Source organism: Phenylobacterium sp., assembly GCF_046290725.1.
Taxonomy (GTDB): Bacteria; Pseudomonadota; Alphaproteobacteria; order Caulobacterales; family Caulobacteraceae; genus Phenylobacterium.
Genome location: NZ_JBKBUH010000001.1, coordinates 1,781,916 through 1,806,748 on the forward strand (window position 1 = coordinate 1,781,916; position 24,833 = coordinate 1,806,748).

At 70.1% G+C, this 24,833-nt stretch carries 28 protein-coding genes; 16 read left to right on the forward strand and 12 right to left on the reverse strand.

The window, feature by feature from the left end:
- The first annotated feature begins 93 nt into the window (after positions 1–93).
- Positions 94–1,056, forward strand: coding sequence for a peptidyl-prolyl cis-trans isomerase (locus ACK41C_RS09265; protein ID WP_409653059.1), 963 nt, complete (start codon positions 94–96; stop codon positions 1,054–1,056).
- Positions 1,053–2,525 (forward strand): bifunctional glutamate N-acetyltransferase/amino-acid acetyltransferase ArgJ, encoded by a 1,473-nt coding sequence (gene argJ / locus ACK41C_RS09270; RefSeq protein ID WP_409653061.1) that lies wholly within the window; start codon positions 1,053–1,055, stop codon positions 2,523–2,525. The genes ACK41C_RS09265 and argJ overlap by 4 nt, the downstream gene beginning before the upstream one ends.
- A gap of 101 nt (positions 2,526–2,626) precedes the next feature.
- Here argJ and ACK41C_RS09275 read toward each other — a convergent pair whose 3' ends face one another.
- Positions 2,627–4,054: a DEAD/DEAH box helicase gene (locus ACK41C_RS09275; protein WP_409653063.1), complete on the reverse strand. Its 1,428-nt coding sequence runs from the start codon at positions 4,052–4,054 to the stop codon at positions 2,627–2,629.
- Positions 4,055–4,350: 296 nt separating this feature from the next.
- On the opposite strand from ACK41C_RS09275, the gene mutT reads away from it, so the two are divergent.
- From mutT to ACK41C_RS09305, 6 genes are all read left to right on the forward strand, one after another.
- Positions 4,351–4,761 (forward strand): 8-oxo-dGTP diphosphatase MutT, encoded by a 411-nt coding sequence (mutT, locus tag ACK41C_RS09280; protein ID WP_409653065.1) that lies wholly within the window; start codon positions 4,351–4,353, stop codon positions 4,759–4,761.
- A 204-nt stretch (positions 4,762–4,965) separates the two neighbouring features.
- Positions 4,966–6,039, forward strand: a complete 1,074-nt coding sequence (gene rsgA, locus ACK41C_RS09285; protein WP_409653068.1) for a ribosome small subunit-dependent GTPase A — start codon at positions 4,966–4,968, stop codon at positions 6,037–6,039.
- 31 nt (positions 6,040–6,070) lie between these two features.
- Positions 6,071–6,490 carry a secondary thiamine-phosphate synthase enzyme YjbQ gene (locus ACK41C_RS09290; protein WP_409653070.1) on the forward strand — a complete coding sequence of 140 codons (420 nt, stop codon included), beginning with the start codon at positions 6,071–6,073 and terminating at the stop codon, positions 6,488–6,490.
- A 65-nt stretch (positions 6,491–6,555) separates the two neighbouring features.
- Positions 6,556–7,428, forward strand: coding sequence for a LysR substrate-binding domain-containing protein (locus ACK41C_RS09295; RefSeq protein ID WP_409653072.1), 873 nt, complete (start codon positions 6,556–6,558; stop codon positions 7,426–7,428).
- A 17-nt stretch (positions 7,429–7,445) separates the two neighbouring features.
- The gene (locus ACK41C_RS09300; RefSeq protein ID WP_409653971.1) at positions 7,446–8,294 is read left to right on the forward strand and encodes a kinase; all 849 of its coding nucleotides are present in this window, start codon (positions 7,446–7,448) and stop codon (positions 8,292–8,294) included.
- A 149-nt stretch (positions 8,295–8,443) separates the two neighbouring features.
- Positions 8,444–9,100, forward strand: coding sequence for a hypothetical protein (locus ACK41C_RS09305; protein ID WP_409653074.1), 657 nt, complete (start codon positions 8,444–8,446; stop codon positions 9,098–9,100).
- Positions 9,101–9,118: 18 nt separating this feature from the next.
- Here the strand turns inward: ACK41C_RS09305 and ACK41C_RS09310 are convergent, their stop codons facing one another.
- The 3 genes from ACK41C_RS09310 to ACK41C_RS09320 form a co-directional block, all read right to left on the reverse strand.
- A complete protein-coding gene (locus ACK41C_RS09310; protein ID WP_409653076.1) occupies positions 9,119–9,502 on the reverse strand; it encodes a nuclear transport factor 2 family protein in 384 nt (127 codons plus the stop codon).
- A gap of 87 nt (positions 9,503–9,589) precedes the next feature.
- The gene (locus ACK41C_RS09315; RefSeq protein ID WP_409653078.1) at positions 9,590–9,922 is read right to left on the reverse strand and encodes a DUF4168 domain-containing protein; all 333 of its coding nucleotides are present in this window, start codon (positions 9,920–9,922) and stop codon (positions 9,590–9,592) included.
- Positions 9,923–10,071: 149 nt separating this feature from the next.
- Positions 10,072–10,983 (reverse strand): methyltransferase domain-containing protein, encoded by a 912-nt coding sequence (locus tag ACK41C_RS09320; RefSeq protein WP_409653080.1) that lies wholly within the window; start codon positions 10,981–10,983, stop codon positions 10,072–10,074.
- 65 nt (positions 10,984–11,048) lie between these two features.
- On the opposite strand from ACK41C_RS09320, the gene ACK41C_RS09325 reads away from it, so the two are divergent.
- The 5 genes from ACK41C_RS09325 to clpB all read left to right on the forward strand — a co-directional run bounded on the left by ACK41C_RS09325 (position 11,049) and on the right by clpB (position 16,057).
- The gene (locus ACK41C_RS09325) at positions 11,049–11,783 is read left to right on the forward strand and encodes a ComF family protein (protein WP_409653082.1); all 735 of its coding nucleotides are present in this window, start codon (positions 11,049–11,051) and stop codon (positions 11,781–11,783) included.
- A 31-nt stretch (positions 11,784–11,814) separates the two neighbouring features.
- Positions 11,815–12,072 (forward strand): glutaredoxin 3, encoded by a 258-nt coding sequence (gene grxC / locus ACK41C_RS09330; RefSeq protein ID WP_409653084.1) that lies wholly within the window; start codon positions 11,815–11,817, stop codon positions 12,070–12,072.
- Between the two features lie 40 nt (positions 12,073–12,112).
- On the forward strand, positions 12,113–12,946 hold the full coding sequence (locus tag ACK41C_RS09335) for a carbon-nitrogen hydrolase family protein (RefSeq protein ID WP_409653086.1): 834 nt from the start codon (positions 12,113–12,115) through the stop codon (positions 12,944–12,946).
- Entirely contained in the window at positions 12,943–13,374 is a 432-nt protein-coding gene (locus ACK41C_RS09340; protein ID WP_409653088.1) for a DUF1178 family protein, read from the forward strand. Before ACK41C_RS09335 ends, ACK41C_RS09340 begins: the two co-directional genes overlap by 4 nt.
- Before the next feature lie 100 nt (positions 13,375–13,474).
- Entirely contained in the window at positions 13,475–16,057 is a 2,583-nt protein-coding gene (gene clpB, locus ACK41C_RS09345) for an ATP-dependent chaperone ClpB (RefSeq protein ID WP_409653090.1), read from the forward strand.
- Positions 16,058–16,096: 39 nt separating this feature from the next.
- Here clpB and ACK41C_RS09350 read toward each other — a convergent pair whose 3' ends face one another.
- From ACK41C_RS09350 to arfB, 3 genes are all read right to left on the reverse strand, one after another.
- A complete protein-coding gene (locus ACK41C_RS09350; RefSeq protein WP_409653092.1) occupies positions 16,097–16,483 on the reverse strand; it encodes a hypothetical protein in 387 nt (128 codons plus the stop codon).
- 74 nt (positions 16,484–16,557) lie between these two features.
- Positions 16,558–17,091 (reverse strand): hypothetical protein, encoded by a 534-nt coding sequence (locus ACK41C_RS09355; protein WP_409653094.1) that lies wholly within the window; start codon positions 17,089–17,091, stop codon positions 16,558–16,560.
- 54 nt (positions 17,092–17,145) lie between these two features.
- Entirely contained in the window at positions 17,146–17,571 is a 426-nt protein-coding gene (gene arfB, locus ACK41C_RS09360) for an alternative ribosome rescue aminoacyl-tRNA hydrolase ArfB (protein ID WP_409653096.1), read from the reverse strand.
- A 214-nt stretch (positions 17,572–17,785) separates the two neighbouring features.
- Between arfB and ACK41C_RS09365 the strand changes: the two genes are divergently transcribed.
- Both ACK41C_RS09365 and ACK41C_RS09370 read left to right on the forward strand, forming a co-directional pair.
- Positions 17,786–18,283 (forward strand): GNAT family N-acetyltransferase, encoded by a 498-nt coding sequence (locus ACK41C_RS09365; RefSeq protein ID WP_409653098.1) that lies wholly within the window; start codon positions 17,786–17,788, stop codon positions 18,281–18,283.
- A gap of 65 nt (positions 18,284–18,348) precedes the next feature.
- Entirely contained in the window at positions 18,349–18,585 is a 237-nt protein-coding gene (locus ACK41C_RS09370) for a hypothetical protein (RefSeq protein WP_409653099.1), read from the forward strand.
- Positions 18,586–18,594: 9 nt separating this feature from the next.
- Here ACK41C_RS09370 and ACK41C_RS09375 read toward each other — a convergent pair whose 3' ends face one another.
- A complete protein-coding gene (locus tag ACK41C_RS09375; RefSeq protein WP_409653100.1) occupies positions 18,595–19,065 on the reverse strand; it encodes a 5' nucleotidase, NT5C type in 471 nt (156 codons plus the stop codon).
- Positions 19,066–19,098: 33 nt separating this feature from the next.
- Positions 19,099–19,581 (reverse strand): Fur family transcriptional regulator, encoded by a 483-nt coding sequence (locus ACK41C_RS09380; protein ID WP_409653973.1) that lies wholly within the window; start codon positions 19,579–19,581, stop codon positions 19,099–19,101.
- 140 nt (positions 19,582–19,721) lie between these two features.
- On the opposite strand from ACK41C_RS09380, the gene ACK41C_RS09385 reads away from it, so the two are divergent.
- On the forward strand, positions 19,722–21,752 hold the full coding sequence (locus tag ACK41C_RS09385) for a TonB-dependent receptor (protein ID WP_409653102.1): 2,031 nt from the start codon (positions 19,722–19,724) through the stop codon (positions 21,750–21,752).
- A 275-nt stretch (positions 21,753–22,027) separates the two neighbouring features.
- Here ACK41C_RS09385 and ACK41C_RS09390 read toward each other — a convergent pair whose 3' ends face one another.
- From ACK41C_RS09390 to ACK41C_RS09400, 3 genes are all read right to left on the reverse strand, one after another.
- On the reverse strand, positions 22,028–22,873 hold the full coding sequence (locus tag ACK41C_RS09390) for a DUF4167 domain-containing protein (RefSeq protein WP_409653104.1): 846 nt from the start codon (positions 22,871–22,873) through the stop codon (positions 22,028–22,030).
- A 270-nt stretch (positions 22,874–23,143) separates the two neighbouring features.
- Positions 23,144–24,013: a peptide chain release factor N(5)-glutamine methyltransferase gene (prmC, locus tag ACK41C_RS09395; protein WP_409653106.1), complete on the reverse strand. Its 870-nt coding sequence runs from the start codon at positions 24,011–24,013 to the stop codon at positions 23,144–23,146.
- Positions 24,010–24,786, reverse strand: a complete 777-nt coding sequence (locus tag ACK41C_RS09400) for an MOSC domain-containing protein (protein WP_409653107.1) — start codon at positions 24,784–24,786, stop codon at positions 24,010–24,012. Before ACK41C_RS09400 ends, prmC begins: the two co-directional genes overlap by 4 nt.
- Positions 24,787–24,833 lie beyond the last annotated feature (47 nt).

A 24,833-nucleotide genomic window follows, 5' to 3' on the forward strand; every position in this document is an offset into this window, starting at 1 on the left:
GATCGGGCGCGACCTTTGCATCCCGCAGCGTAAATGGCTAGGGACGGGCGACGCCGCGCCGGCGCTTTTTTCCGCAGTCGAGGTTCGCCGCCGATGATCCCAGCCGGACTCCGTGACCTCGGGCGCCGAACCGCCGCCTTGCTCGCGGTTTTCGCCGCCTGTGGCCTGCTGGCGGCGTGCGGCGAGCGCGGCGGCGCCGAGCGGCCGCCGGAGCCCGGCGACCAGGCGGCGGCCAGGGTCGACGGCCGCACGGTCTGGGCCTCCGACGTCAAGCGCGAGGCCGTGGCCCAGGGGCTGATCGGCGAGGGCGAGCCGCTGGACGTCTCTTCCGATCTCTTCCGGCGGGTTCTGGACGAGGTGATCGACCAGAAGCTGCTGGCCGCCGAGGCGCTGGAGCGCAAGCTCGACAAGGATCCCGTGGCCCAGAAGCGGCTGGCCGCCGCCCGGGAGCGGATCCTGGGCGACATGCTGGTGGAGAACGTGGTGTCCGGCGCGGTCAGCGAAAGCCGGATCCGGGCCCTCTATCAGGAGCAGCTCAAGCTCGCCCGCCAGTCGGAGGAGATCCGCGCCCGCCAGATCGTCACCGCCACGCCGGAGGAGGCGGAGGCGGTCCGGAAGCTGCTGGCGACCGGCGCCTCCTTCGAGGCGCTGGCGGTTGAACGGTCCACCGATGCGGCGACGCGGTTCAACGGCGGGGATCTCGGCTACTTCACCATCGACATCATGCCAGAGGCCTACGCCGCCAACTTGAAGTCGGCCAAGCCCGGCGACGTAGTCGGGCCCTTTGAGATCGAGGACGGCTGGGCGCTCCTGAAGGTCGAGGATCGCCGCGTCGAGCAGCCGATCGCGCTGGAGGCCGCCCGCCCGCAGATCGTGCGGTTCCTGACCTACGACCAGATCCGCGACCTGCTGGAGAAGCTGCGCGGCCGCGCAAAGATCCAGACCCTGATCCCCGCCCCGCCGGACGTGCCTGGCCAGCCCAAGGAGCCGGCCGACGCGCCGCCCGCCGCCGCCCCCGCGCCCGAGAAGACCGTGCAGACGAGCCCCGCCCCATGACCCGCAAGCCCGCCCCGCCCAAGCCTGCTTCGCCGAAGGCCAAGGCTGTCAAGGCCGACACGAGGCCCGCGGCCGCGCGCGTCGCCGCCAAGCCGGTTGAAGTGGTGGGACAGACCTTGGAACGTGCGCTCGACCCCCTCGCCTCGGCCCTGAAGCGGGCGGCGCTCAAGCGCGCCGACAAGCAGGCCAGCCAGTTTTCGCCGGCGCCCGACCCGGCGCCGAGCGCCAAGGCGCCCCTCCCGGTCTCCCCGCTGGCCGCGCCGTTCCCGGCCATTCCGCCCATCGCGGGCGTAGAGCTCGCCACCGCCCGGGCCGGCTTCTACAAGCACGAACGCGAGGACCTGCTGGTCATGCGCTTCGCGCCCGGCACGGCGGCCGCCGGCGTCTTCACCCGCCACGGCGTGGGATCGGCACCGGTCGACTGGTGCAAGCGACAGCTCGACGCCTCCAAGGGCGCCGACGTGCGCGCCCTGGTGGTCAACGCCGGCTGCGCGAATTCCTTCACCGGCAAACCGGGCGCCGACGCGGTGCGCCGGGTGGCCTCGGCGGTGGGCAAGCGCTTCGCCTGCCGCCAGCGGGACGTGATGGTCGCCTCCACCGGCGTGATCGGCGTGCTGCTCGACGATGCGAAGATCGTTCAGCGGCTGCCGGAGGTGGAGAGCAGGCTGACGCCGGACGGCTGGGCCGGGGCGGCGCGGGCGATCATGACCACCGACACTTTCCCGAAAGGCGCCTACGCCGAGGCGAGGATCGAGGGCGAGACCGTGCGGATCGCCGGCATCTGCAAGGGCTCGGGCATGATCGCGCCGGACATGGCCACCATGCTGGCCTTTGTGGTCACCGACGCTGCAATCTCGGCGACGGCTCTACAGACCCTGGCGACGCTTTATACCCGCAACACCTTCAACGCCGTGACGGTGGACGGCGACCGCTCCACCAACGACACGCTGCTGCTCTTCGCCACCGGCCAGTCGGCCGCGCCCAAGGTCACCCGCGCCGGCGATCGGCGCCTGGCCGACTTCCGCAACAAGCTGGAGGCGGTGCTGCTCGACCTGGCCCTGCAGCTGGTCCGCGACGGAGAGGGGGCGAGCAAGTTCGTCAAGGTCACGGTGACGGGCGCCGAAAGCTCGGCCTCGGCGCGCAAGATCGCCCGGACCATCTGCGAAAGCCCGTTGGTCAAGACCGCCTTCGCCGGGGAGGACGCCAATTGGGGCCGCATCGTCATGGCGGTCGGCCGCGCCGACGAACCGATCGACCGCGACCGGATTTCCGTGAAGTTCGGGCCCCTGGTGGCCGCACAGGACGGCCTGGTCTCGCCGACCTATGACGAGGGCAAGATGAGCGCCTACATGAAGAACCGGGAGCTGGAGGTCGCCGTCGACGTCGGCGTCGGCCGCGCCTCGGCGGTCATGTGGACCTGCGACCTGACCAAGCAATACGTGGCGATCAACGGGGATTATCGGTCGTAGGGCGGAACTACGGATCCAGGATGCCTCCTCGCTGAGGGGGCTGTCGCCGAAGGCGACTGAGGGGGACTCCGACTGGCGGAGCCCCTCCGCCGCGCCTCGCGTCAGTCCAGGGGGCTCCAGCGCTTGGCGGGCTCGCGCTTCGGGCCCTTGAACTGCGACTGGTCGATCGGCGTGGTCGAGGCGCGTTCACCACCCGTCCGCTGGCCGTGCGGATGGCGCTGGCCGCCGCCGGCGTTCCGGTTGCGGTTACGCTGCTTGCGCAGGCCCGGCGGGAGTTCGCTGCGGCCCTCGGGGCGGCGCTCGGGATGACCGCCCTTGCGATGGCCGCTGCGCTCGGGGCGCTCGGGGCGCTCGGCCGCCACTTCCGGCATGGCGCGGGTCATGACCGTCAGGCCGCCGTCGTTGCGCCGATCCTCGTGCGGGATGGTCTGACGCGTGACCTTCTGGATGTCCTTCAGGAGATTGCGCTCCTCGTCGGCGCAGAAGGCGTAGGCCGAGCCGTCGGCGCCGGCCCGCGCCGTCCGCCCGATCCGGTGGACATAGGCTTCCGGCACGTTCGGCAGTTCGTACTGAACCACGTGGCTGACCGCATCGATGTCGATGCCGCGGGCGGCGATGTCGGTGGCGACGAGCGCCCGGACCTGCCCGGCCTTGAAGGCCGCCAGCGCCCGTTCGCGCTGGCCCTGGCTCTTGTCGCCGTGGATGGCCGCGGCCTCGACGCCGGCGGCTTCCAGCGACTTGGCCACCCGGTCGGCGCCGCGCTTGGTGCGGGTGAAGACGATCACGCGCTTGAACTTCGGCTCGGCGAACAGCTCGCACAGCAGGGCGCGCTTGCGGGCGGTCTCGACGAAGATGACCTTCTGCTTGATGCGCTCCACCGTCGTCGCCTGGGGCGTCACCGACACCTTCAGCGGGTTCGGGTTCAGGAGCTCGCCGGCCAGCTTGCCGATCTCCGCCGGCATGGTGGCGGAGAAGAACAGGTTCTGGCGCTGGCGCGGCAGATACTTCTCGATCTTCCGGATCGGTACGATGAAGCCCATGTCGAGCATCTGGTCGGCCTCATCGAGGACGAAGATCTCGACACCCTGCAGGGTGATCGACTTCTCGCCGAGATGGTCGAGCAGGCGGCCGGGCGTGGCCACCAGCACGTCGACGCCAGGCGCCATGGCGCGCATCTGGCCGCCGTACTTCACGCCGCCGAAGATGACGGCGACCGAGACGCCGAGGTGCTTGCCGTAGGCCTTGAAGCTCTCGCCGATCTGGGTGGCGAGCTCGCGGGTGGGCGAGAGCACCAGCACGCGGCAGCCGCGCCGCGGCGCTGGCCTGCGGTCGGCGGCCAGCCGGTGGAGGATCGGCAGGGCGAAGGCGGCGGTCTTGCCGGTGCCGGTCTGGGCGATGCCCAGCAGGTCGCGGCCGGCCATGACGCCGGGAATGGCCTGGGCCTGGATGGGCGTGGGCGTGGAATAGCCCTCGTCGGCCAGCGCTTTCAGAAGCGGCTGGGCGAGGCCGAGGTCGGTGAACTGGGTCAAACTCTAGTCTTTCGCATTGCGCCGAACGCGGCCGCTCGCAGGCTTGCGAGGGTCGCGGAGGACGCGGTCATTTGTGGAAAGCCCCCGCGTGGCGGAGCGATCTGATGAGATCTCTTCGAGCGCTCGACAGGCTGGATCCGAGAAGGACCCATCACGCGGCTGGAGCGCCGATAGCGCCGCGGATGTTGCGGCGCAGCAGGGACATGGCGCTTGAAGCCTTAAATGTCAATGAACAATGGCCGCGCTTGCAGCGTCCGGGGCTTGCATTTCCGCGCCAGCCTCGCGATTGCAGCGCCATGTCCGACGCCAAGCCCATGCTCCTCGTGGCCGCCGCCGCCCTGATCGACACCGACGGCCGGGTGCTGATCTGCCAGCGTCCGGAGGGCAAGCAGCTGGCCGGCCTGTGGGAATTTCCCGGCGGCAAGGTGGAGCCCGGCGAAACCCCGGAAGCCTGCCTGATCCGCGAGTTGCACGAGGAGCTGGGGATCACCGTCGCCCAGGCCTGTCTCGCCCCCTTCGTCTTCGCCAGCCACGCCTATGAGAGCTTCCATCTGCTGATGCCGCTTTATCTGTGCCGCCGCTGGGAAGGGTTCGTCACGGCTCGCGAACACAAGGCGATCGCCTGGGTGAAGCCGGCGAAGCTTTCGGACTATCCCATGCCCCCGGCCGACGCGCCGCTGGTGGCGTGGTTGCGCGACCTGATCTGAAGGCCCCTCTGCACGGTCTTGACCGGCTTCGACCTCGCGCCTAGCCTTTGCACGTCCCGATGCGATGCAAGAAAGGAGGGATGCGCCATGACTGTCTTCGTCCGCACCCCGCTCCGCTGCGTCGCCGCCTTGGTATCCTGATACCTTAGACCTTCCTCCTTCGGCGACGCCCGATCCGGCTATCGAACCGAAGGATGTCCAGCCTTGCTCGACGCCTATGGCTGGAGCGAGACGCTCCAGCGCCAATTCGCATTCCATGCGGCCGAGGGACTGACGCCCGGCCGCGTCATCGTCCAACAGCGCGGGCTCTACCGGCTCGTCACCCCCGAGGGCGAGGTCGCCGCCGAGCTCTCGGGCCGGTTCCTGCACCAGGCCCAGGAGGGCGACCATCCCGTTGCCGGCGACTGGGTGGCCGCGCGCCTGCGCGCCGGCGAGCGCGCCGCAACCGTTCATCACGTCCTGCCGCGGGCGAGCGTCTTCACCCGGCGAGCCTCCGGGCCGGGCGGGGGCTTGCAGGTGGTGGCGGCCAATGTCGACCTCGTCCTGCTGGTCGCCTCGCTCAACGCCGACCTCAGCCTGCGGCGGCTGGAGCGCTATCTCGCCACCGCCTGGGAGAGCGGCGCCAAGCCCGTCGTCGTGCTGACCAAGGCCGACGCCTGTGAAGACGCCGCGGCCCTGACCGCCGAGGTGGAGGCCATCGCCTTCGGAGTTCCGGTCCTGCCGGTCTCGGCGCTCAGCGGGGAAGGCATGGAGAAGGTCGCGGCCCTGCTGGAGCCGGGGCGCACCGCCGTGCTGCTCGGCTCCTCGGGCGTCGGCAAGTCCACCCTGGTCAATGCGCTGGCGGGCGAAGAGCTGATGGCCACCGGCGGCGTCCGCGAGGACGACGCCCGCGGACGGCACACCACCACCCATCGCGAACTGGTGCGGCTGCCGGGAGGGGCGCTGATCCTGGATACGCCCGGCATGCGCGAGCTCGGCCTCTGGCAGGCGGAGGAGGGGCTGTCGGCGACCTTCGAGGACATCGAGGCCCTGGCCGCCGGCTGCCGCTTCCGCGACTGCAGCCATCAGGGCGAGCCGGGCTGCGCCGTCCGCACGGCATTGGAGGCCGGCGACCTCGACGAGGGCCGCTGGAAGAGCTTCGGCAAGCTGCAGCGCGAGCTCGCCCACCTCGACCGCCGCGACGATCCGCAGGCCCGGGCGGAATACCGCAAGCTGTGGATCCAGCGGAACAAGGACGTGAAACGGCGCATGAAGCACCGGGACCGGGAGGCGTATTGAGCCTGCGCCGGTCGGCCCTATGCTTTGCGCCATGCGCCAGGCTCACCACACGCTCGAGGTCGCCACCGCCGGAGCAGGGCTGTTCGAGATCACCGGCGAGGTAACGCGCTGGGTCGAGGGGCAGGGCCTGGCGGACGGCCTGCTGACGGTCTTCTGCCGGCATACCTCCGCCTCGCTGCTGATCCAGGAGAACGCCGACCCGGATGTGCAGGCCGACCTGAAGGCCTTTTTCGCCCGCATCGCGCCGGAGGAGCCCGGGCGCTATATCCACGAAGCCGAGGGGCCGGACGACATGCCGGCCCATATCCGCGCGGCCCTGACCCAGACCCAGCTCTCGATCCCACTGATGCGGCGGCGGCTGGCGCTGGGGACCTGGCAGGGAATCTACCTCTTCGAGCACCGCCGTCGGCCCCATAGGCGGCAGGTGGCGCTGCACCTGATCGGCGCCTGAGGGTGGAGAGGCGGAGATAAGCCTTCCTGCGTTCACATGACCGAGCGATAAGTTATCTTGTGGGGATGACCACGCTCCGTCAGCTTCGCTATCTCGTCGCCCTGGCCGACCATGGCCATTTCGGCCGGGCCGCGGCGGCCTGCCACGTCACCCAGCCGGCCCTTTCCATGCAGATCCGGGACCTGGAGGCCGAACTCGAAGTTCCGCTGGTCGAGCGGAGGCGGTCCGGAGCGGTGCTGACCGAGGCCGGCGAAGCCCTGGCCGAGCGCGCCCGAGCCCTTACCGCGGGCGTAAAGGATTTCGAGGCGTTCGCCCGGGCGCAGAAGGAGGCGGAGTCGAAGCGCCTGGTCCTGGGGATGATCCCCACCGTTGCGCCCTATCTGCTGCCGAAGATCCTGCCGCTGCTCAACGCGGCCGTGCCGGGGCTGGAGCTGAAGGTCCGCGAGACCCGGACCGCCGCCCTGGTCTCCGAGCTCGCCGCCGGCGATCTCGACGCGGTTATCGCCGCCTTGCCCCTGGAGGCGGAAGGGATCGAGGCGACCGCCCTGTTCGACGATCCCTTCCTGCTCGCCGCGCCGGCGAGCGATCCTGCCGGCCCTTCCGATCCCCGCGACCTGCCGGCCGAGCGCCTGCTGCTGCTGGAGGAAGGCCACTGCCTGCGTGAGCAGGCGCTGGGCGCCTGCGAGCTGGGCGATCTCTCCACCTTCGGCGCCACCAGCCTGAACACGGTGCTGCAGCTGGTCGCCCACGGCCAGGGGATCACCCTCGTCCCCAAGCTCGCCGCCGACGAGATCATCGACCCGCGCATCGCGGTGCGACCCTTCGCCGATCCCCAGCCGCGCCGCACGATCGGCATGGCGTGGCGCGCCGCAACGCCCCGAAAGCGGCGGCTGAAGGACATCGCCGCGCGTATCGCGCAGGGGATGGAGACCCCGTGACCTGGCTCTCCGACTTCATGGCCGCCGAAGCCCTGCCCGTTGGCTACGCCGAGACGGTGGAACGCGTCTGCCTTCCCCTGGCCGAGCGGATCGAGGGCTGGGCCGTTCGCCGCCCCCTCGTGGTCGGGATCTGCGGCGCCCAAGGCAGCGGGAAGACCACGCTCGCGGCGGTCGTGGCGCGGCTGCTGGCGGATCGCGGCCTTCGCGTCGCGCGGCTCTCGCTGGACGACCTCTATCTCTCCCGCGCCGAACGGGCCGTTCTGGCGCGGGAGGTCCATCCGCTGTTGGCTGTCCGCGGCGTGCCGGGCACGCACGATGTGGAGCTGGGCGAAGAGGTCCTCGCCACCCTGGCGCGGGCAGGCGAAGCCGTTCTGCCGGCCTTCGACAAGGCCGCCGATGATCGCGCCCCGCCGGCGGCCTGGCCGCGGTTCCGGGGTCCCGCCGACCTCGTGCTGTTCGAAGGTTGGTGCGTGGGCGCCCGGCCCCAACCGCCGGAGGCCCTGGCGGAGCCGGTCAACGACCTGGAGCGCCGCCAGGACCCGCAGGGCGTCTGGCGCGCCTATGTCAACGACCAGCTTGCGGGCCCCTACCTGCGCCTGTTCGGCCGCCTGGATCGCCTCGTTCTCCTGCAGGCGCCGGGGTTCGAAGTGGTCGCCGGGTGGCGCCGGGAGCAGGAGCGCAAGCTCAGGGCCAGGCTCGCCCGTGAGGGCGGCGATCCCGCCCGCGCCATGAGCGAGGATCAGGTGGCCGCCTTCGTTGCTCATTACGAGCGCCTGACGCGCCACATCCTGGCGGAGATGCCGGGGCGAGCCGACCTGGTCGTTCGCCTGGGCGCCGATCGACGCCCGCTCGAAGACCTGTCCTGAGCCGAGACCGTCGTCTGCACGACATAAGGTTGACGTCGTCGCTCCATCATTACAGTTTTGTGACGGGGGTAGAGGAGATGGCTGTGGTTGCAGCTTCGCCAGTTGGGAGAAGATCTGCGCCTGCGCCCGTCCTGACGGCGTCGCTGCGGATGTCATGGCTAAGCCTGCTTGGAATCTGGGCGGGTCTCATCTCGGCGAATGTTGCCCAGGATCTCGCCGTCGACTACGGCGCCGCTCGCATCTGGCTGCTGGATGTGGATGTCGAGCGCAGCCTCTACACCTGGTTTTCTCAGCTTCTATTGGCGCTGGTCGCCCTGCTGCTCTTCGATACCGGCGCCAAGATGCGTCGGGCGGAGCGCTTCGTGGCCAGCCAGTGGCTGGCGCTCTCCGCAATCTTCGTCCTGCTTTCGATCGACGAGGCGCTCAGCCTGCACGAGATCGCCTCCCAGCGCCTCAGCGAGGCGATCCCCACCTCCGGTTTCCTGATGTTCGCCTGGGTGGTCCCGGCGGCGGCCGTCTGCCTGCTCGGGCTCGCTGCGGCGACGCCCTTCCTGCTGCGCCTGCCCGGACGGGTGCGCATGCTCATGCTCCTCTCGGCGGCCCTGTTCCTCGGCGGCGCGGTCGGAATGGAGATGGTCGGCGGCAAGATCCTGTCCGACTTCGGCGGCGACGCCTCGGCCTTGCCCTATCGCGTGGCGGTGGCGGTGGAGGAGGGGCTGGAGGGCCTGGGCGTGCTCGTCTTCCTCTACAGCCATCTGCTCTACCGGCGCACGGAGGCGCTCCGACCCCTGCTCCAGCAGGTCTGACGCCCGCCCGCCGGGCGCTTAGGCGAGGAAGCGGTCCATCAGCGGCTGATCGGCGTCATAGACCCAGCAATGTCGCAGCAGCGCGTCCTGTGCGGCGTAGACCAGCACGCGGTCGACGTCCGCCGTAAGATTCCCGCGCGTGAAGCTTTCGCGCGCCAGGATCGCCGCCTTGTGCTCGCCGACGAGCACGTCCTGGATCTCCAGCAGCCGGCGCTCGGCCCGCCGGCCGATCTCGCTCATGGCCGAAAGCGCGGCCTCCAGCCCGGCGTGTTCACCCGCCAGGGAATTGACGCCGAAATAGTGGAGCGTGAAGTCGGGGTGGTAGCAGGCTCTCAGGCCCGCAAGGTCGCCGACGCGCCAGGCGGCGGCGTATCGGCCGATCAGATCCGCGAGTCCCGTCATGGCCAAGGCTTAAGGCGACCGGTCCGGATCGGCCATTACGTCGGACGTCAAGGGCGGGCTTCGTCGCCCGCCCCTAACTTGAAAGCCTCAGTCGGCCTGCTGCAGGGTCTCGACCAGGCGCTGGCGCAGGGCCTCGTCGGTCTGCACCGCAGTCGAGATCTCGTTGTACTTCTCGGGCGAGAGGCCGCTGGCGCTGACCGCCGCACCCATCTTGGAGATCATTTCGCGCTGCAGGCTGTCCTTGGTCGGGCCGTCGGCCCCGGTCATTTTCGGGGTGTATTCGGCATTGATCTTCTGAACTTCGGTCATGGCGGCGCCGAACGCCTTGAGGTCGGCGTCGGAGACCTCGGCCCGGGCATGGGCGGCGGAGGCCAGCGCCAGGGCGCCGAAGAGGCCGGCGGCGAGAAGGGTTTTCCGCATCAAGTCTGCTCCTGTCGTCGGGTTGTGGAGGGGAGGGGCGAACATAAACAGCAGGCGAGGTGATAAAGCGACCCCAATGTGGCGGGCCCTGCGACCTTTTGACCGGCCGGGCGGCCTCCTGCCTCGGGCTTGAGCAGACGTGAGGGCGATCAGCCCTCGCTGCGGGGAACCCGGTGCTCCACCGTCTTCAGAGCGTCGGCCAGACGGGTGGTGGCCGAGCCGGGCTTCAGCGGCTTCTGCTGGCTCTCGTGCGGCGCCCAGCCGGTGAGGGTGAGGATCTCGAATGTGGCGGGGACGCGCCCGTCGGCCTCCGCGAAGCGATCCTGATAGATTTCGCAGGCCCGCATCAGCACCCCGCGCGTCAGGGGTTTGGGATGAGCCTCCGCAGGGGCGGCGGTCTCGCCCATGGCCCGCAGATCGGCCAGCAGCTTCAACGGATGGGCGTAGCGCACGGTCACCCGGTCGACATCGGCGACGGGCAGGGCGAAGCCCGCGCGCTGCAGCAGGCCGGCTGCGTCATAGGCGTCGGCGAAGGGCGAAACCCGCGGCCCGGCCCCGCCCGTGAGCTCGGCTTCGGCGGCCAGCAGCGCCTGGCGCAGTTCGGTGAGGGTGGCCCCGCCGAGCAGAGAGCCGATGAACAGCCCGTCCGGCTTCAGCGCCCGCCGGATCTGGATCAGGGCGCCGACCACGTCGTTGGTCCAGTGCAGGGCGAGGCTGGAGACCACCAGGTCCAGCGACCCGGCGGCGAAGGGCAGGCGCTCCTCGTCGGCGACCAGCCGGGGTCCCGGGCGGCCGTTCAACATCTGCGGCGCGAGGTCGGTCTCGATCAGATGGCCGACGCGTGCGGCCGCGTCGCTCCGGGCCAGGGCCTCGCGGAAGGCCCCGGTGCGCGCGCCCAGGTCGACGGCGAGCGGGAAGTCGCGCATGATCGCTTCGAGGCGCACGACTGCGTCCTCCGCCGCCCGGCGCTTCAGGAAGTCGGCCTCGGGGAAACGGGGGGCGGCGCGCTCCAGGCGGGCGCGCAGGCGCGTGCGGTCGAAGATGTGGGGCGGGGCGGACATTGAACCTGCGATCTGGCGGGCTGCAACATGGCGATTCCGAGCCGCGGTGGGAACCCGGGGCCCGCATGAAAGACCTCGCCCGGTCGGCGCTCGACCTCCTGTTCCCGCCGCAGGCCCTGGACGCCGGGCCGCAGCCGCTGACCACCGGCCTCTCCGCCGAGGCCTGGAGCCGCATCCGCTTCATCGACGGTCCGCTGTGCGACGGCTGCGGCGCGCCTTTCGAGTTCGACCTTGGCCCCGGCGTGCGCTGCGCCGCCTGCGAGGCGAAGCCTCGCGTCTTCTCCCGCGCCCGGGCGGCTTGTCTCTACGACGAGAACGCCAGCGGTCTGATCCTGCAACTCAAGCACGCCGACCGCACGGATCTCGCGCCGCTGTTCGCCCGCTGGCTCAGCCGGGCGGCCCAAAACCTGCTAGGGGAGGCGGAGGCCTTGGCGCCAGTCCCCCTGCACCCCGGGCGCCTCTTCGCCCGCCGCTATAACCAAGCCGCCGAGATCGCCCGCGCGCTCTCGCGCCTCTCCGGTGTCCCTTACCTGCCGGACGCCCTTGTGCGGCGGCGCGCCACCGGGACCCAGGGCGGGAAGTCCGCCTCCGGACGGCGACGCAATGTGGCCGGCGCCTTCATGGTCCCGCCGGGGCGCGCGGCGCAGGTGGAGGGCCGGCGAATCCTGCTGGTCGACGACGTCATGACCACCGGCGCCACTTTAGAAGGCTGTTCGCGGGCGCTTCTGGCGGCCGGCGCGGCCTGCGTCGATGTGGCCGTAATCGCCCGCGTGCAAGAGGCGGCGAACCGCACCATATGAAACTTTGAAGGATCTCAGCGTTCATCGAGCCATGGCCGACGTCACCATCTACACCAAACCCTACTGCCCCTACTGCGTCCGCGCGGTTTCGCTGCTGGAGAAGAAGGGCGTGCCGTTCACAGAGATCGAGGCCGCGTTCGATCCTGCGAAGAAGCAGGAGATGATCCAGCGCGCCGGCGGCCGCACGACCTTCCCGCAGATCTTCATCGGCGAGCGCCACATCGGCGGCTGCGACGACATGATGGCGCTGGAATACGCCGGCAAGCTCGATCCGCTGCTGGCGGCGTAAAGGTTGAGCTTTCCTGGGCCTTGACCTATCGGAGGCCCGCATGACCCTGCGCGTCGGACTGATCCAGACGAGGACGCCCGCCACCCACGCCGCGGCGCTGGCCCATGTCGCGCCTCTGGTGCGCGAGGCGGCGGAGCGCGGCGCGAGCCTGATCGCCACGCCCGAGGGCGCCAACATCCTCCAGAAGGACAAGGTGCGGCTGCTGCCGCAGCTGACGAACCTTTCTGAGGATCCCGTGGTGCGCGGCCTGCAGGCGCTGGCCGCCGAACTCTCCGTCTGGCTGCTGATCGGCTCGGCCCTGGTCCAGCGCGAGGACGGCAAGGCGGCCAACCGCGCGGCTCTGGTCTCTCCTGGCGGAGAAATCGTGGCCACCTACGACAAGCTGCACATGTTCAACGTCGACCTGCCCACCGGCGAGACGGCGCGGGAGAGCGAAACCTACGAACCTGGCGATCGGGCCGTGCTGGCCGAGGCTGCCGGGGCGAAGCTCGGCCTCACCATCTGCTACGACGTGCGCTTTCCGGCCCTGCACCGGGCGCTCGCCTTGGCGGGGGCGGAGATCATCACCGTGCCCGCCGCCTTCACCCGGCCCACAGGGGAAGCGCACTGGGAGATCCTGTTGCGGGCCCGTGCCATCGAGACCGGCGCCTTCGTCCTGGCGCCGGCTCAGGGCGGCTTCCATGAGGACGGTCGCGGGACCTATGGCCGCACGCTCGCCGTGGGCCCCTGGGGCGAGGTGCTGGGCAAGCTCGACCACGACGACCCCGGCGTGCTGGTCGTCGATCTCGACCTTGCGGCCGTGGGCAAGGCCCGCCGTGCGATACCGGCTCTCGTGAACGCCCGTCCCTTCGCCGGGCCGGAGGCGGCGGGATGATCCGCTACGCGCTCGCCTGCGAGCACGGCCACGAATTCGAAGGCTGGTTCGGCTCGTCCGACGACTACGATGCTCAGTCCGCCAAGGGACTGCTCGAATGCCCGGTCTGCGCCACCCGGGTGGTGCGAAAGCAGATCATGGCTCCGGCCGTGGCCGGCACGAAGAAGACCGCCGTTCCGGACCTGCCGCCGCAGATGCGATCCATGGTCATGGAGGCCATTGGCAAGGTGCGCCGGCACGTGGAGGAGAACTTCGACTATGTAGGCGACGCCTTTGCGAGCGAGGCCCGCGCCATCCACGAGGGCCGGTCCGAGGACCGCGGGATCTATGGCGAAGCGAGCCCGGCGGAGGTGAAGAAGCTGGTCGAGGACGGCGTGCCGGTCGCCCCCTTGCCGCCCGTCCCGCCGAAGAAGACCGAATTGAACTGAGTATCGGGCTTGTGTGGCCAATCGGCCACACTACATCCCCAGCGAGCGAGGGTTGTGCTTCATCAAGGCGGCCCCCGCCATCCGCCGCGAAGGGGACACCATGAACATCGATCTCTATTCCGACCGCGCCAAACAGGCGATCCAGTCGGCCCAGAGCCTGGCGCTCGCCCGCCGCCACCAGCAGCTTGCGCCTGAGCACCTGCTCAAGGTGCTGCTGGAGGAGAAGGACGGGCTTTCCCGCGCCCTGATCCAGAGCGCCGGCGGGCGGCCCGACGAGGCCGACAAGGCGGCCGACGCCCTTCTTACGAAGCGGCCGAAGGTCGAGGGTGGGTCTGGCCAGCTCTACATGGCGCCGGAGACCGCGCGGGTGTTCGCCGTGGCCGAGGACGGCGCCAAGAAGGAAGGCGACGCCTTCGTGACCACCGAGCGCCTGCTGATCGCCATCGTCAAGGAAGGCGGCGAGGCCGGCAAGGCCGTGACCGGCGCGGGCGCGAACGCCGCGGCGCTGGAAGAAGCCGCCAAGGCCATGCGCAAGGGCAAGACCGCCGACAGCGCCTCGGCCGAGGAAGGCTACGACGCCCTGAAGCGTTACGCCCGCGACCTGACCCAGGCCGCGCGGGACGGCAAGCTCGACCCGGTGATCGGCCGCGACGAGGAAATCCGCCGCACGATCCAGGTCCTCTCCCGCCGCACCAAGAACAATCCCGTCCTCATCGGCGAGCCCGGCGTGGGCAAGACCGCCATCGTCGAGGGCCTGGCCCTGCGCATCGTCAATGGCGACGTGCCCGAAGGCCTGAAGGACAAGCAGCTGCACGCGCTCGACATGGGCGCGCTGATCGCCGGGGCGAAGTACCGTGGCGAGTTCGAGGAGCGGCTGAAGGCGGTGCTGGGCGAGGTGACCGCGGCCGAGGGCTCGATCATCCTCTTCATCGACGAGATGCACACCCTGGTGGGCGCGGGCAAGACGGACGGGGCGATGGACGCTTCGAACCTGCTGAAGCCGGCCCTCGCGCGCGGCGAGCTGCACTGCGTGGGCGCGACCACCCTCGATGAGTACCGCAAGCACGTGGAGAAGGACGCGGCCCTGGCCCGCCGCTTCCAGCCGGTCTTCGTCTCCGAGCCGACGGTGGAGGACACGGTCTCCATCCTGCGCGGCCTGAAGGAGAAGTACGAGGTCCACCACGGCGTGCGCATCGCCGACAACGCCATCGTGGCCGCCGCGACGCTGTCGAACCGCTACATTACCGACCGCTTCCTGCCCGACAAGGCCATCGACCTGGTGGACGAGGCGGCCAGCCGCGTGCGCATGGCCGTGGACTCCAAGCCCGAGGAGCTGGACGAGATCGACCGGCGCATCGTGCAGCTGAAGATCGAGCGCGAGGCCCTTTCCAAGGAGACGGACGCGGCGTCCAGGGCGCGGCTGGAAAAGCTCGAGGAGGAGCTGGACGACCTCGAAGGCCAGTCGGCGGAGATGACCGCCCGCTGGAAGGCTGAGAAGGACAAGGTCTCCGCCGCCGCCCAGGCGCGCGAGGGCCTAGACCGCCTGCGGGCCGAGCTGGTGGCCGCCCAGCGCCGCGGCGACCTGCAGCGCGCCTCGGAGATCGCCTATGGCGAGATCCCCGCCCTGGAGCGCCGGCTCGAGGAGGAGGAAAAGGCCGCCGCCGAGAACCCGATCAGCCCGGAGGTGGTCGACGCCGAGCAGATCGCCGCCGTCGTCTCCCGCTGGACCGGCGTGCCGGTGGAGAAGATGCTGGAGGGCGAGCGCGAGAAGCTCCTGAAGATGGAGGACGCCCTGCGCGAGCGGGTGGTCGGCCAGGAAGAAGCCCTGGTGGCCGTCTCCGACGCCGTGCGGCGCGCCCGCGCCGGCCTGAAGGACCCGAACCGCCCCATCGGCTCGTTCCTGTTCCTGGGCCCCACCGGTGTCGGCAAGACCGAGCTGACCAAGGCCTTGGCCGAGTTCCTGTTCGATGACGAGGCGGCGGTCACCCGTCTCGACATGAGCGAGTACATGGAGAAGCACTCGGTCAGCCGCATGATCGGCGCGCCGCCCGGCTATGTCGGCTACGACGAAGGCGGGGCCCTGACGGAGGCCGTGCGCCGCCGGCCCTATCAGGTCGTGCTGTTCGACGAGGTGGAGAAGGCCCACCCGGACGTCTTCAACGTGCTGCTTCAGGTGCTGGACGACGGCCGGCTGACCGACGGCCAGGGGCGTACGGTGGACTTCCGCAACACCCTGCTGATCATGACCTCCAACCTCGGCTCCGAATTCCTCGCCAACCAGGCCGAGGGCGAGGACATCGAAGAGGCGCGGCCCATGGTCATGGAGGTGGTCCGCCGTCACTTCCGGCCGGAATTCCTGAACCGGATCGACGAGATCATCCTCTTCAAGCGGCTCGGCCGGGCGGAGATGGACGATATCGTCCGTATCCAGCTCCAGCGGGTGGAGAAGCTGCTGGCCGATCGGCGGATGTCCATCGCCCTCGATCCCTCGGCCACCAACTGGCTGGCGGACAAGGGCTACGACCCGGTCTACGGGGCCCGTCCGCTGAAGCGCGTGATCCAGAAGGAGCTGGTCGATCCCATCGCCCGCAAGCTGCTGGCGGGCGAGCTGGAGGACGGCTCGGTGATCGAGGTCGGCGCCGGCGCCGAGGGCCTGGAGATCGGCCGGGCGAAAGTCCACTAAGGCGAACGCCCCGGAGCGATCCGGGGCGTTTTTCTTTGCTTACCAGCAGCGCCTCACGCGGACATAGCCGCCGTAATAGGGATCCCAGCGGCTGTAGGTGCGACAGGTCCGGGAATAGTGGCGCCGGCGCGGCTCGTAATAGCCGTAGCGGACCGGCGGCCCATAGTATCCACGGTCGTAGTAGCGCGGCGCATAATGGCCTCCGCCGTAATAGCCGCGGTCGTAATAGCGGCGGTCGTAATATCCTCGATCCCGACTGCTCGACGCCAGGGCGGCGCCGATCGCAAGCCCAGCGATGCCTGCGGCGATGGCGGCGCCGTCGTCGTTGTGGCGATGCCTGCGGCCGGTGTCGTGCGCCTGGGCGGCCGAGGCCACCGCGCCTGCGAAGGTGAAAGCGGCAAGCGCCGCAGCGATAGTCTTGCGCATGGAAACCTCCGCGCCCTGTCGCGTCCCTCGACGAGGGTTAACGTCCAAGGCTCCGGTTCGGCTCCCGTGGCCTCTTAGAGATCGACCACCACCGGCCGGCCGCCGCGGATCTCGATCCGGCGCATGATGGCGATCTCGGTTCCGGCGGCCCCGCCGGCGGGGCGCGCCACCGTGATCACGAACCAGGGGCCGTTGGGCAGGCCTGTGAAGGTGAAACGGTCGTCCGAACCGCAGGTGGTCCGCCGCACGAAGGCCGAATAGTCGCCGCTGGGCGCCGAGGGCGTTCGCGCCCGCACCTCGGCGGTGGGCAGGGCCGCACGCTCGGGCGAGTTATAGAGGATGGTCATACGCCGCCGGCTCCACGGCGTCTCCGGCGTCAGCAACACCGCCGCGCCGGCGCAGGTGTAGCGGGTCTGGCCCTGACGATAGGCGAGGCGGCCGTCCACGCGGCCTGTTCCGGGCCGGGTGGACCAGGCGAAGTCCTGGGCGCGGAAGTCGGCCGCCGGCGGCGGGCCGGGCGGCGGGGGCGGCGGGCCGTAGACGGGGGCGCAGGCGGAAAGCAGGGCCGCCGTCGCGGCGGCGGCGAGGGGTAAGCGGGCGGTCTTCATGGCGGGCGAACCATAGTCAGGGGGAAGCCCCCCCGCCAACCCCGGAACGCGCGATCAGTCTTCGCCGCGCACCTTTCCACGCATCGCCTTGACCCCGCCGCGGCGGGTCTTGGCCGCCAGCCGCCGCTCCTTGGAGGCCTTGGTGGGCCTGGTCTTCTTGCGTGGCGGGGGCGGCGGTTCGGCGGCCTTGCGGATCAGGTCCTTCAACCGCTCCAGCGCGTCGGCGCGATTCCGCTCCTGGGTGCGGTATTGCATGGCGGTCAGCACCAGCACCCCCTCCTGGGTCAGCCGCCGGCCGGCCAGGCGCATCAGGCGCACGGCCACGTCGTTGGGCAGGGACGGGGAACGGCGCACGTCGAACCTGAGCTCCACGGCCGTGGAGACCTTGTTGACGTTCTGCCCGCCGGGGCCGGCGGCGCGGATGAACCGCTCCTCCACCTCATCGTCCTGCAGGGATATGTCGGGGGTGACCTCGATCACCGGCGTTCTCTCGGCTCCAGTTTCGCGCTAAGCTTAGCCCATGCGCGCCTTTGCGGCCCTTATGCACGTAGAGCTTTGCACCGCCCGCCCTGGGCTGGTGGGAGCCGTCGCGCGCTAGGGACCTTTCGCAAGACGCCGCATCCGACACCAGCCCCGCCGGCGACGGACGGGGCTTTTTGCTGGGCCTCGTCCGTCCCGCAAGGAGAGAGACGAGATGAACCAGGAGATCACGGTCCGCGCCCGCGAGCCGGAAGATGCGGCGGACGTCGCCGAACTGCTGAACCAGCCGCGGGCGGTGTGGGGCGCCCTGCAGACGCCCTTCACCAGCATTGAGGAGCGCCGCAAGCGAATGGCGAGCCTGCCCGCCGGGCACACCAATTTCGTGGCGGTCGTCGAGGGCAAGGTGATCGGCACGCTGGGCCTGAACCGGCTGGAGGGGCGGCGCAGCCACGTCGGGACCATCGGCATGGCGGTGCACGACGCCTTCGCCGGCCGCGGCGCCGGCTCAGCCCTGATGGCTGCGGCCGTCGAACAGGCCGATCGCTGGCTGAACCTGACCCGGCTGGAGCTCAACGTCTATGCCGACAACGCCCGCGCCATCGCGCTTTACGAACGCTTCGGCTTCGAGCGGGAAGGGCTCTTCCGGGCCTTCGCCTGGCGCGACGGCGCCTATGCGGACTCCGTGGCCATGGCGCGGCTACGGCCCTTCTGACCGCGGAACCGGTCCGCTCCGGTCCTGTTCTGATGAGGACGACACAGCGACGAAATGGAGTCCTCATGCCCGAAGCCAACAAGGACGTGCCCCGGCCGCTGCGCGGACGGTTGCCCCTGATCCCGGCGATCCTGATCTTCGTCGGCATCGTGGTGGTGGCCGCGTTCGCCTGGTCGCACCTCTTCGTCAAGGGACCCGCGCCTCAGGCCGACGCCACGCCGGCCGAGGTGGCGACCGGCCGGACCGAACCGCACCGCGGCCCCTACAATCTCGACGACTATGTGGAGCCCAAGCAGAAGTAGCGGGCCTTTTCAGAGATAGCCGCGCGCCCGCAGCTGGGCGATCGAATCCCTGGCCGACCTGTGGTGGATGAAGACGCCGCCCTCGGCCTCCCACAGGTGGCGGTGCTTGTCGCGGTCGTCCACCAGGGCGTCGCCGGGATGCCGGTGCTCGTGCTTCAGGGCGGCCATGGTGGTGATCACCGGCACGCCGGGAAAGTGCCGCTCGGCCCAGCGCCGCTTCTGCGGCTCGGCCCAATTCCCGCGAGGCAGGCCGGTCAGGATGATCGGGTTCCGATGCCGCACCGCCTCATAGAGCTCCATGGCGTCCGGCATGGGATCGAGACTGTCGAAGAAGTCCGGGGCGCGGGCCAGCCGCTTCCAGAATTCGGCCGCCCCGCGGCGGGCTTCGAAAACGCCCGGTGGGGCGCCGAGGATCCTCTCCGCGCCCTTGTCGAAGTCGGCCAACACCCCGTCGCAGTCGAGGAAGATCTGGCGCCGCATCAGCTGGGAACGCTGCTCGGCGTCAGAGGTTCGTCAGTCGCCCCGGCAGGCGGGGCATCGACCCCGCGCTTCCAGGGTGATGGAGCCTACCGAATAGCCGGCTCGCTCCGCGGCCACGAGCTGGGCCGCGAAGTCCGGCTCGAACTCCTCGGCCGCGCCGCAGCAGTCGCAGATCAGGAAGGCGGCGCGGTGCTCCGTTCCGTCGATGCGGCAAGGGACGTAGGCGTTCAGGCTCTCGATGCGATGGGCGAAGCCCAGTCGCTCCAGGAACTCCAGGGCGCGATAGACCGTCGGCGGCTTGGCCGGCTCGCCATCGGCGCCGAAGGCGGCGATCAGGTCATAGGCCTTCTGCGGACCGTCCGACTCCAGCAGCAGCTCCAGCACGCGACGCCGCGGTGCGGTCAGACGCTCCTGGATGGCCATGCAACGCTCCTCCGCCGCACCGAGGGCGGCGGTGAGCGCAGGGCCCTTCAGACCTGGATGCGCCCCGTCGGCATGATGGCATGCATCTCCCATAAGCATTGGCTAACGCTCTCTCCGCGCCGACGCAACCGCCCTTGACGGCCGGCTACGTTATCTCATAACACGGCCCGTTATTTCGTAACACGAACCGCGCGCCGCAAGGCCGCGGCGATTCAGTCGCAGGCTCGTCCCTAATGAACAAGATCGCCCTTTTCGCCGCCGCCGGCTCCGCCGCCCTGTTCGCCGCGCCAGCGCTGGCCCAGGAAAGGGAGGTGTCGGAAGTGGTGGTCACCGCCGCGCCCTTCGTGATCTCGATGGATTCGGTGACCACCAGCGTCGAGGTGGTGCGGCGTGAGGCTCTGGACCTCGCTCCGTCGGCCGGTCTGGGCGAGGTGCTGGCCGGTCTGCCGGGCGTACGTTCGACCTTCTTCGGTCCTGGCGCGAGCCGACCGGTGATCCGCGGCCTGGCCGGGCCGCGCGTCCTGGTGCTGTCCAACGGCGTGGGCCAGATCGACGCCTCGGCCTTGTCGCCGGACCATCAGGTGGCCAGCGACCCGCAGGAGGCCGAACGGATCGAGGTGCTGCGCGGCCCGGCGGCGCTCGCCTATGGCGGCTCCGCCATCGGCGGGGTGGTCAACATCATCGATGACCGGATCGCCGAACAGCCTGTGGAGGGCTTCCATGGCCGGTTGCTGGCCGTCGGCTCCGACGTGGACGAGGGCCAGACCGCTTCGGCCGCTTTCCGGTTCGGAACCGGGAACTGGGCCTTCAGCCTGGACGGCCTGCGTCGCACCAGCGAGGACTACGACATCCCGGTCCCCGCGGAGTCGCGCCGGCTGCTGACGGAGGAGGGTGAGGAATATCTCGGCCGCCAGGCTTCGAAGGCGGAGAACACCGCGGTGGAGCTCTCGGCCTACGGAGCAGGCCTCTCCTATGTGGGCGAGCGCGGCTTCATCGGCTTCTCGGCCAAGCGGACGGAGACGACCTACGGCGTGCCTGGTCATGCCGAGCACCACCACGACGACGATGACGACGAGGATCATGACGACGAGCACGAGGACGCGCCGGTCTCGATCGATCTCAAGCAGACCCGCTACGACCTGAGGGGCGGTCTCGACGTAGCCTTGGGCCCGTTCGATCGGATGAAGTTCTCGGCAGGCTACGCCGACTACGAGCACGTCGAGCTCGAGGGCGACGAGGTCGGCACCCGCTTCCTCTCCGACGGTTGGGAAGGCCGGCTGGAACTCGTTCAGGCCGAGCGCGACGGCTGGCAGGGGGCGGTTGGTCTCCAGGCCCTGAAGCGCAATCTCGAGGCGGTCGGCGCCGAGGCCTATATCCCCTCGGTGGAGATCGGCGAGATCGGCCTCTTCACCCTGCAGCGGCTGGACCGCGGCGGCTGGGGCGTGGAAGGCGGCCTGCGGGTCGACCGGCGGGAGCTGGAGAGCGCGCTGGGTTCACGTGATTTCACCAATGTCTCGGCGAGCCTCGGCGCCTTCCTGCGGCCGGCGGAAGGCTGGTATCTGGGCGCCAGCTTCTCGCGCACCGCCCGCGCCCCGACCGAGGCCGAACTCTTCGCCGACGGCGCTCACGCGGCCACCCGCGGCTACGAGGTGGGGGATGCGGATCTGGACGCCGAGGTCTCCTATTCCTTCGACGCCACATTGCACTATGCCGGCGGAGCCTGGGATGCCGACCTGCACGCCTTCGGCGTGAAGTACGACGGTTTCATCGACCTGCGGCCGACCGGCCTGGAAGATGACGAGAGCGGCCTGCCGATCTTCGTCTACCGCCAGACCGACGCCACCTTCTACGGGCTGGAGGCGGAGGTCTCCTATCGCCTGTGGCAGGAGGGCGAGCGCAGCTTCACGCTTCAGGGCGCGGCCGACTATGTGCGCGGCGACACCGATCTCGGCGCGCCGGCGCGGATCCCGCCGTGGTCGGTGACCGGCCGCGCGATCTTCGAAGGCGGCTGGTGGACCGGCACGCTGGAACTGCGCGAAGTGGGCGACCAGGAGCGGGTGGCCGAGTTCGAACTGCCGACCGACGGCTATCGCGTGCTCAACGCTTCGCTGGTTTTCCGGCCCTTCGACGACCGCAACCTGAAGGTCTTCGTGGACGCGCGGAACATCAACGACGCCGAGATCCGCGAGCACGCCTCGTTCCTGAAGGACCTCATCCCTCTGCCGGGACGCACCTTCCGCGTCGGAGCAGGGTACCGGTTCTAGGCGAAGGGTCCATCGCCGGTAAGACCTCCTCTCCCGCTCGCGGGAGAGGACAGGCCGCCAGGCCAGGTGAGGGCTTGCGGGCGAAGCCGCAGGCGCCGACAGGCGCCAATCTTCGAGCGCAAAAGACTTAGCGCCGCTTCGCGCCGCCCGCCTGGCGGCGGTCTCGGCTTCGCCTCGCCCTCACCCGTCCTTCGGACACCCTCTCCCGCGAGCGGGAGAGGGGAAGGGCGCACAGGCCTTGCGTGAGCGGGAGCGAAGAAGCGCCCTCGCCGGAATCAGGCCTCTTCGGTCTCGTTGGAGGCCGAGCCTTCGGCGCCGCCTTCGAAGCTGCGCGGGGCGCGGCGGCGGCGGGGGCGGGCGGGCTTTTCCTCGGCGGCGTCTTCGGCCTTCGGCTCGGCCCGGGGCGCGGCCTTCAAGAAGGCCGGAGCGTGGCTCTCGCCGCCCTCGGCGTCGCGCAGCATCGGCGAACTGCGTTCGTCGGCGGCGACCAGCGGAGCGGACTGCGGCTCGACCACCGCCAGGGGGTCGCGCTCCGGGCGCTCTTCCCGGTCCTGACGGCCTTCGCCGCGATCGCGGTTGCGGTCTCGACGGTCGTCGCGGTCGCGCCAGCGGTCACGACGGCCCTCGCGGCCGTCACGCCCTTCGCCCCGGGGACGGTCGTCGCGATCCCGGTCGCGCGGGCGCTCGTCGCGATCGCGCCAGCGGTCCTGGCGGGCTTCGCGGCCATCGCCCTCGCCGCCCTCGGTCGTCTCCCCTTCGGAGGCTTCGGCGGCGGCGGCGTCCGCCGCGGCGGCGGCCTGGGCTCCGCTCTCGTCCTCGAAATCGATATCGAACCCGGAGACGAACTGGTCGCGCCCCAGGATTTCCGCCGCCGGCTTCTGCGGCTGCATGGCGCGGACCACACGGAAATAGTGTTCGGCGTGCTGCAGGTAGTTCTCGGCCAACACCCGGTCGCCGGACGAGGCGGCGTCGCGCGCGAGCTGTTGGTACTTCTCGAAAACGTGCTGGGCGTTGCCGCGCACCTTGACGCCGTCGGGCCCGTTCGAATCGAAGGCCCGGTTGGCGTTCTGCTGCGGCTTGCCGCCGCCGCCGCCGCGATTGCGGCCGCGTTGGCGCTTCATACCCTTGAAATCTCTCATGCTTTGTTGACCGTTCCGTCGCGGCGTCCGGCTATGCCGACATGCGCGCGGCTTATCCTCTCGCCTTGGCCCGGGCCGTTTCGCCCGTAATGGATGTTGAAGACGTAAGTGTTCTCCGTCGTCCGCCCGGATCTTTAAGGCGCGCGACGCGCGCATTGCGCGCCTGCCGGAGCGGCTGAGGGTCCTGGGCTCAGGACTCCGAAACCTGATTCACCGGCGAATTGGGTGGAGACAGGCCAAAGACTTAGCGATTCAGGTTCGTCTTTCCAAGGGGTTTTTCGCGCCGACCACCACGCGGTCGTGTGTCGCAAGGTCTTTCAGCGTCCGCACCCCGCTGGCGCCGGCCTCCCGGAACAGCGCCTCGACGGCCGCCTTCTGGTCATAGCCGATCTCCACGGCGAACGCCCCGCCGGGCTTCAGCACCCGCAGGATCTCCGGCGCCAGGCGGCGATAGGCGGCGAGACCGTCGGGTCCGCCGTCCAGCGCCAGGCGGGGTTCGTAGTCGCGGACCTCCGGCTCCAGGCCGGCGATCACCTCGCTGGCGATATAGGGCGGGTTGGAGACCACCAGGTCGAAACTGGCCTCGGCTAGGCCCTGGGTCCAGTCGCCGCGCAGGAAGGCCGCCTGGCCCGCCAGCCCCAGGTTCGCGGCGTTTTCCCGGGCCACGGCCAGCGCCTCCTCCGAGACGTCGACGCCCAGCCCCTTGGCTTGGCGCCGCTCGGCCAGGATCGCCAGCATGATGGCCCCCGACCCGACGCCCAGGTCGAGCAGGTTGAAGGCCATGCCCTCGGGGAATTCCTTGAGGGCGTAGTCCACCAGCGTCTCGGTGTCGGGCCGGGGCGTCAGCACGTCCGGCGTCACCGACAGCATGATCTTCCAGAAGCCCTTGCGCCCCAGGATGTGGCTGACCGGCTCGCGCCGCTCGCGCCGGGCGACGTAGTCGGAAAGCGTCTCCTCCTGCTCGGGCGTCAAGGCGCGGTAGGGATCGGTGACGATGTCGGCCCGCGTCGCGCCGGCGGCGGCCTCGACCAGCAGGCGCGCGTCGATCACCGGCCCGGCCAGGCCCGCCGCCTCCAGCCGGGCTTTCGCCGACTGCCAGGCCTGGAGGAGATTGAGGGTCACGTCGCGGCCTCCGTCAGGGGCTCGGTGCAGGCGTCGCCCACGGTCACGCGCCCTCCGTCGACAACGTGCACATAGATTCCACAGTGCATGTGGCCGTAATTGTCGAACAAGGCCTTCACCAGGTCCAGGTCCCGTTCGGCGGTGACCGGGTCCACGTGGGTCGCCGCACACCGCACGATGGGCTTGAACACCCGGGCGCGAGCGAAGCCGGCCATCAGTTCGCGGCCTTCCCATCCGTTCTCCACCCAAGCGGGCCAGCCGTCCACATAGAGGTTGGCGCGGAAGCGCAGGGGATCGACGGGCCGGCCCACCCTGGCCTCCAGGTCCCGCACGCTGGCCAGATTGACGATGGAGACGTGGCCGAGCGGGTGGTCCGTGAACCGGTGGCCCTCGGCGAAGACCACCTTCAGCGGCCCCTTCGCCTCTTCGCCCAAGAGGCCCTCCAGCCAGGCGGCGAAGGCCTCGCGGCCGGCGGCTTCCGTCAGGGCGGCGGAAAAGTCGGGCCGGCCCGCGGCCCCGGCGGTCAGCACGCCGGTCGCTTCGTCGTAAGCCGTGCGCGCCTGGGCCACGCGCGGGATCGAAGCCAGCACGGTGAACTTCTGCTTGGAAACGAAGGCCGGCGCCTGCGGGTCGAAGCCCGAGGGACCGTTCTCCACCGCATAGAGCCGGTCGCAGGGAAAGCACGCGCCGGGCGCAAGATCGGCGGCGGCCAGCCGCTCCGGCGTGAGACCCTTCACGGGGTGGCGGTAGAGCGCTGCGATATGACCGGTCATGTCCCGCTCCTGCCCCAAGGCCCGGGCCTAGGCAAGGCCCCGGGAAC

Excerpts from the sequence above, each read along its gene's own strand:
- ACK41C_RS09355 (WP_409653094.1), bottom strand. The coding sequence starts at position 17,091 with ATGAAGACCGCCCGCTTACCCCTCGCCGCCGCCGCGACGGCGGCCCTG.
- ACK41C_RS09265 (WP_409653059.1), top strand. The coding sequence starts at position 94 with ATGATCCCAGCCGGACTCCGTGACCTCGGGCGCCGAACCGCCGCCTTG.
- ACK41C_RS09340 (WP_409653088.1), top strand. The coding sequence starts at position 12,943 with ATGATCCGCTACGCGCTCGCCTGCGAGCACGGCCACGAATTCGAAGGC.
- ACK41C_RS09380 (WP_409653973.1), bottom strand. The coding sequence starts at position 19,581 with ATGGGAGATGCATGCCATCATGCCGACGGGGCGCATCCAGGTCTGAAG.
- ACK41C_RS09390 (WP_409653104.1), bottom strand. The coding sequence starts at position 22,873 with ATGAAGCGCCAACGCGGCCGCAATCGCGGCGGCGGCGGCGGCAAGCCG.
- ACK41C_RS09385 (WP_409653102.1), top strand. The coding sequence starts at position 19,722 with ATGAACAAGATCGCCCTTTTCGCCGCCGCCGGCTCCGCCGCCCTGTTC.
- mutT (WP_409653065.1), top strand. The coding sequence starts at position 4,351 with ATGTCCGACGCCAAGCCCATGCTCCTCGTGGCCGCCGCCGCCCTGATC.
- ACK41C_RS09315 (WP_409653078.1), bottom strand. The coding sequence starts at position 9,922 with ATGCGGAAAACCCTTCTCGCCGCCGGCCTCTTCGGCGCCCTGGCGCTG.
- ACK41C_RS09365 (WP_409653098.1), top strand. The coding sequence starts at position 17,786 with ATGAACCAGGAGATCACGGTCCGCGCCCGCGAGCCGGAAGATGCGGCG.
- argJ (WP_409653061.1), top strand. The coding sequence starts at position 1,053 with ATGACCCGCAAGCCCGCCCCGCCCAAGCCTGCTTCGCCGAAGGCCAAG.
- ACK41C_RS09320 (WP_409653080.1), bottom strand. The coding sequence starts at position 10,983 with ATGTCCGCCCCGCCCCACATCTTCGACCGCACGCGCCTGCGCGCCCGC.
- ACK41C_RS09290 (WP_409653070.1), top strand. The coding sequence starts at position 6,071 with ATGCGCCAGGCTCACCACACGCTCGAGGTCGCCACCGCCGGAGCAGGG.
- ACK41C_RS09300 (WP_409653971.1), top strand. The coding sequence starts at position 7,446 with ATGGCCGCCGAAGCCCTGCCCGTTGGCTACGCCGAGACGGTGGAACGC.
- ACK41C_RS09400 (WP_409653107.1), bottom strand. The coding sequence starts at position 24,786 with ATGACCGGTCATATCGCAGCGCTCTACCGCCACCCCGTGAAGGGTCTC.
- ACK41C_RS09350 (WP_409653092.1), bottom strand. The coding sequence starts at position 16,483 with ATGCGCAAGACTATCGCTGCGGCGCTTGCCGCTTTCACCTTCGCAGGC.
- ACK41C_RS09310 (WP_409653076.1), bottom strand. The coding sequence starts at position 9,502 with ATGACGGGACTCGCGGATCTGATCGGCCGATACGCCGCCGCCTGGCGC.
- ACK41C_RS09370 (WP_409653099.1), top strand. The coding sequence starts at position 18,349 with ATGCCCGAAGCCAACAAGGACGTGCCCCGGCCGCTGCGCGGACGGTTG.
- ACK41C_RS09335 (WP_409653086.1), top strand. The coding sequence starts at position 12,113 with ATGACCCTGCGCGTCGGACTGATCCAGACGAGGACGCCCGCCACCCAC.
- clpB (WP_409653090.1), top strand. The coding sequence starts at position 13,475 with ATGAACATCGATCTCTATTCCGACCGCGCCAAACAGGCGATCCAGTCG.
- ACK41C_RS09375 (WP_409653100.1), bottom strand. The coding sequence starts at position 19,065 with ATGCGGCGCCAGATCTTCCTCGACTGCGACGGGGTGTTGGCCGACTTC.
- ACK41C_RS09305 (WP_409653074.1), top strand. The coding sequence starts at position 8,444 with ATGTCATGGCTAAGCCTGCTTGGAATCTGGGCGGGTCTCATCTCGGCG.
- ACK41C_RS09325 (WP_409653082.1), top strand. The coding sequence starts at position 11,049 with ATGAAAGACCTCGCCCGGTCGGCGCTCGACCTCCTGTTCCCGCCGCAG.
- grxC (WP_409653084.1), top strand. The coding sequence starts at position 11,815 with ATGGCCGACGTCACCATCTACACCAAACCCTACTGCCCCTACTGCGTC.
- ACK41C_RS09295 (WP_409653072.1), top strand. The coding sequence starts at position 6,556 with ATGACCACGCTCCGTCAGCTTCGCTATCTCGTCGCCCTGGCCGACCAT.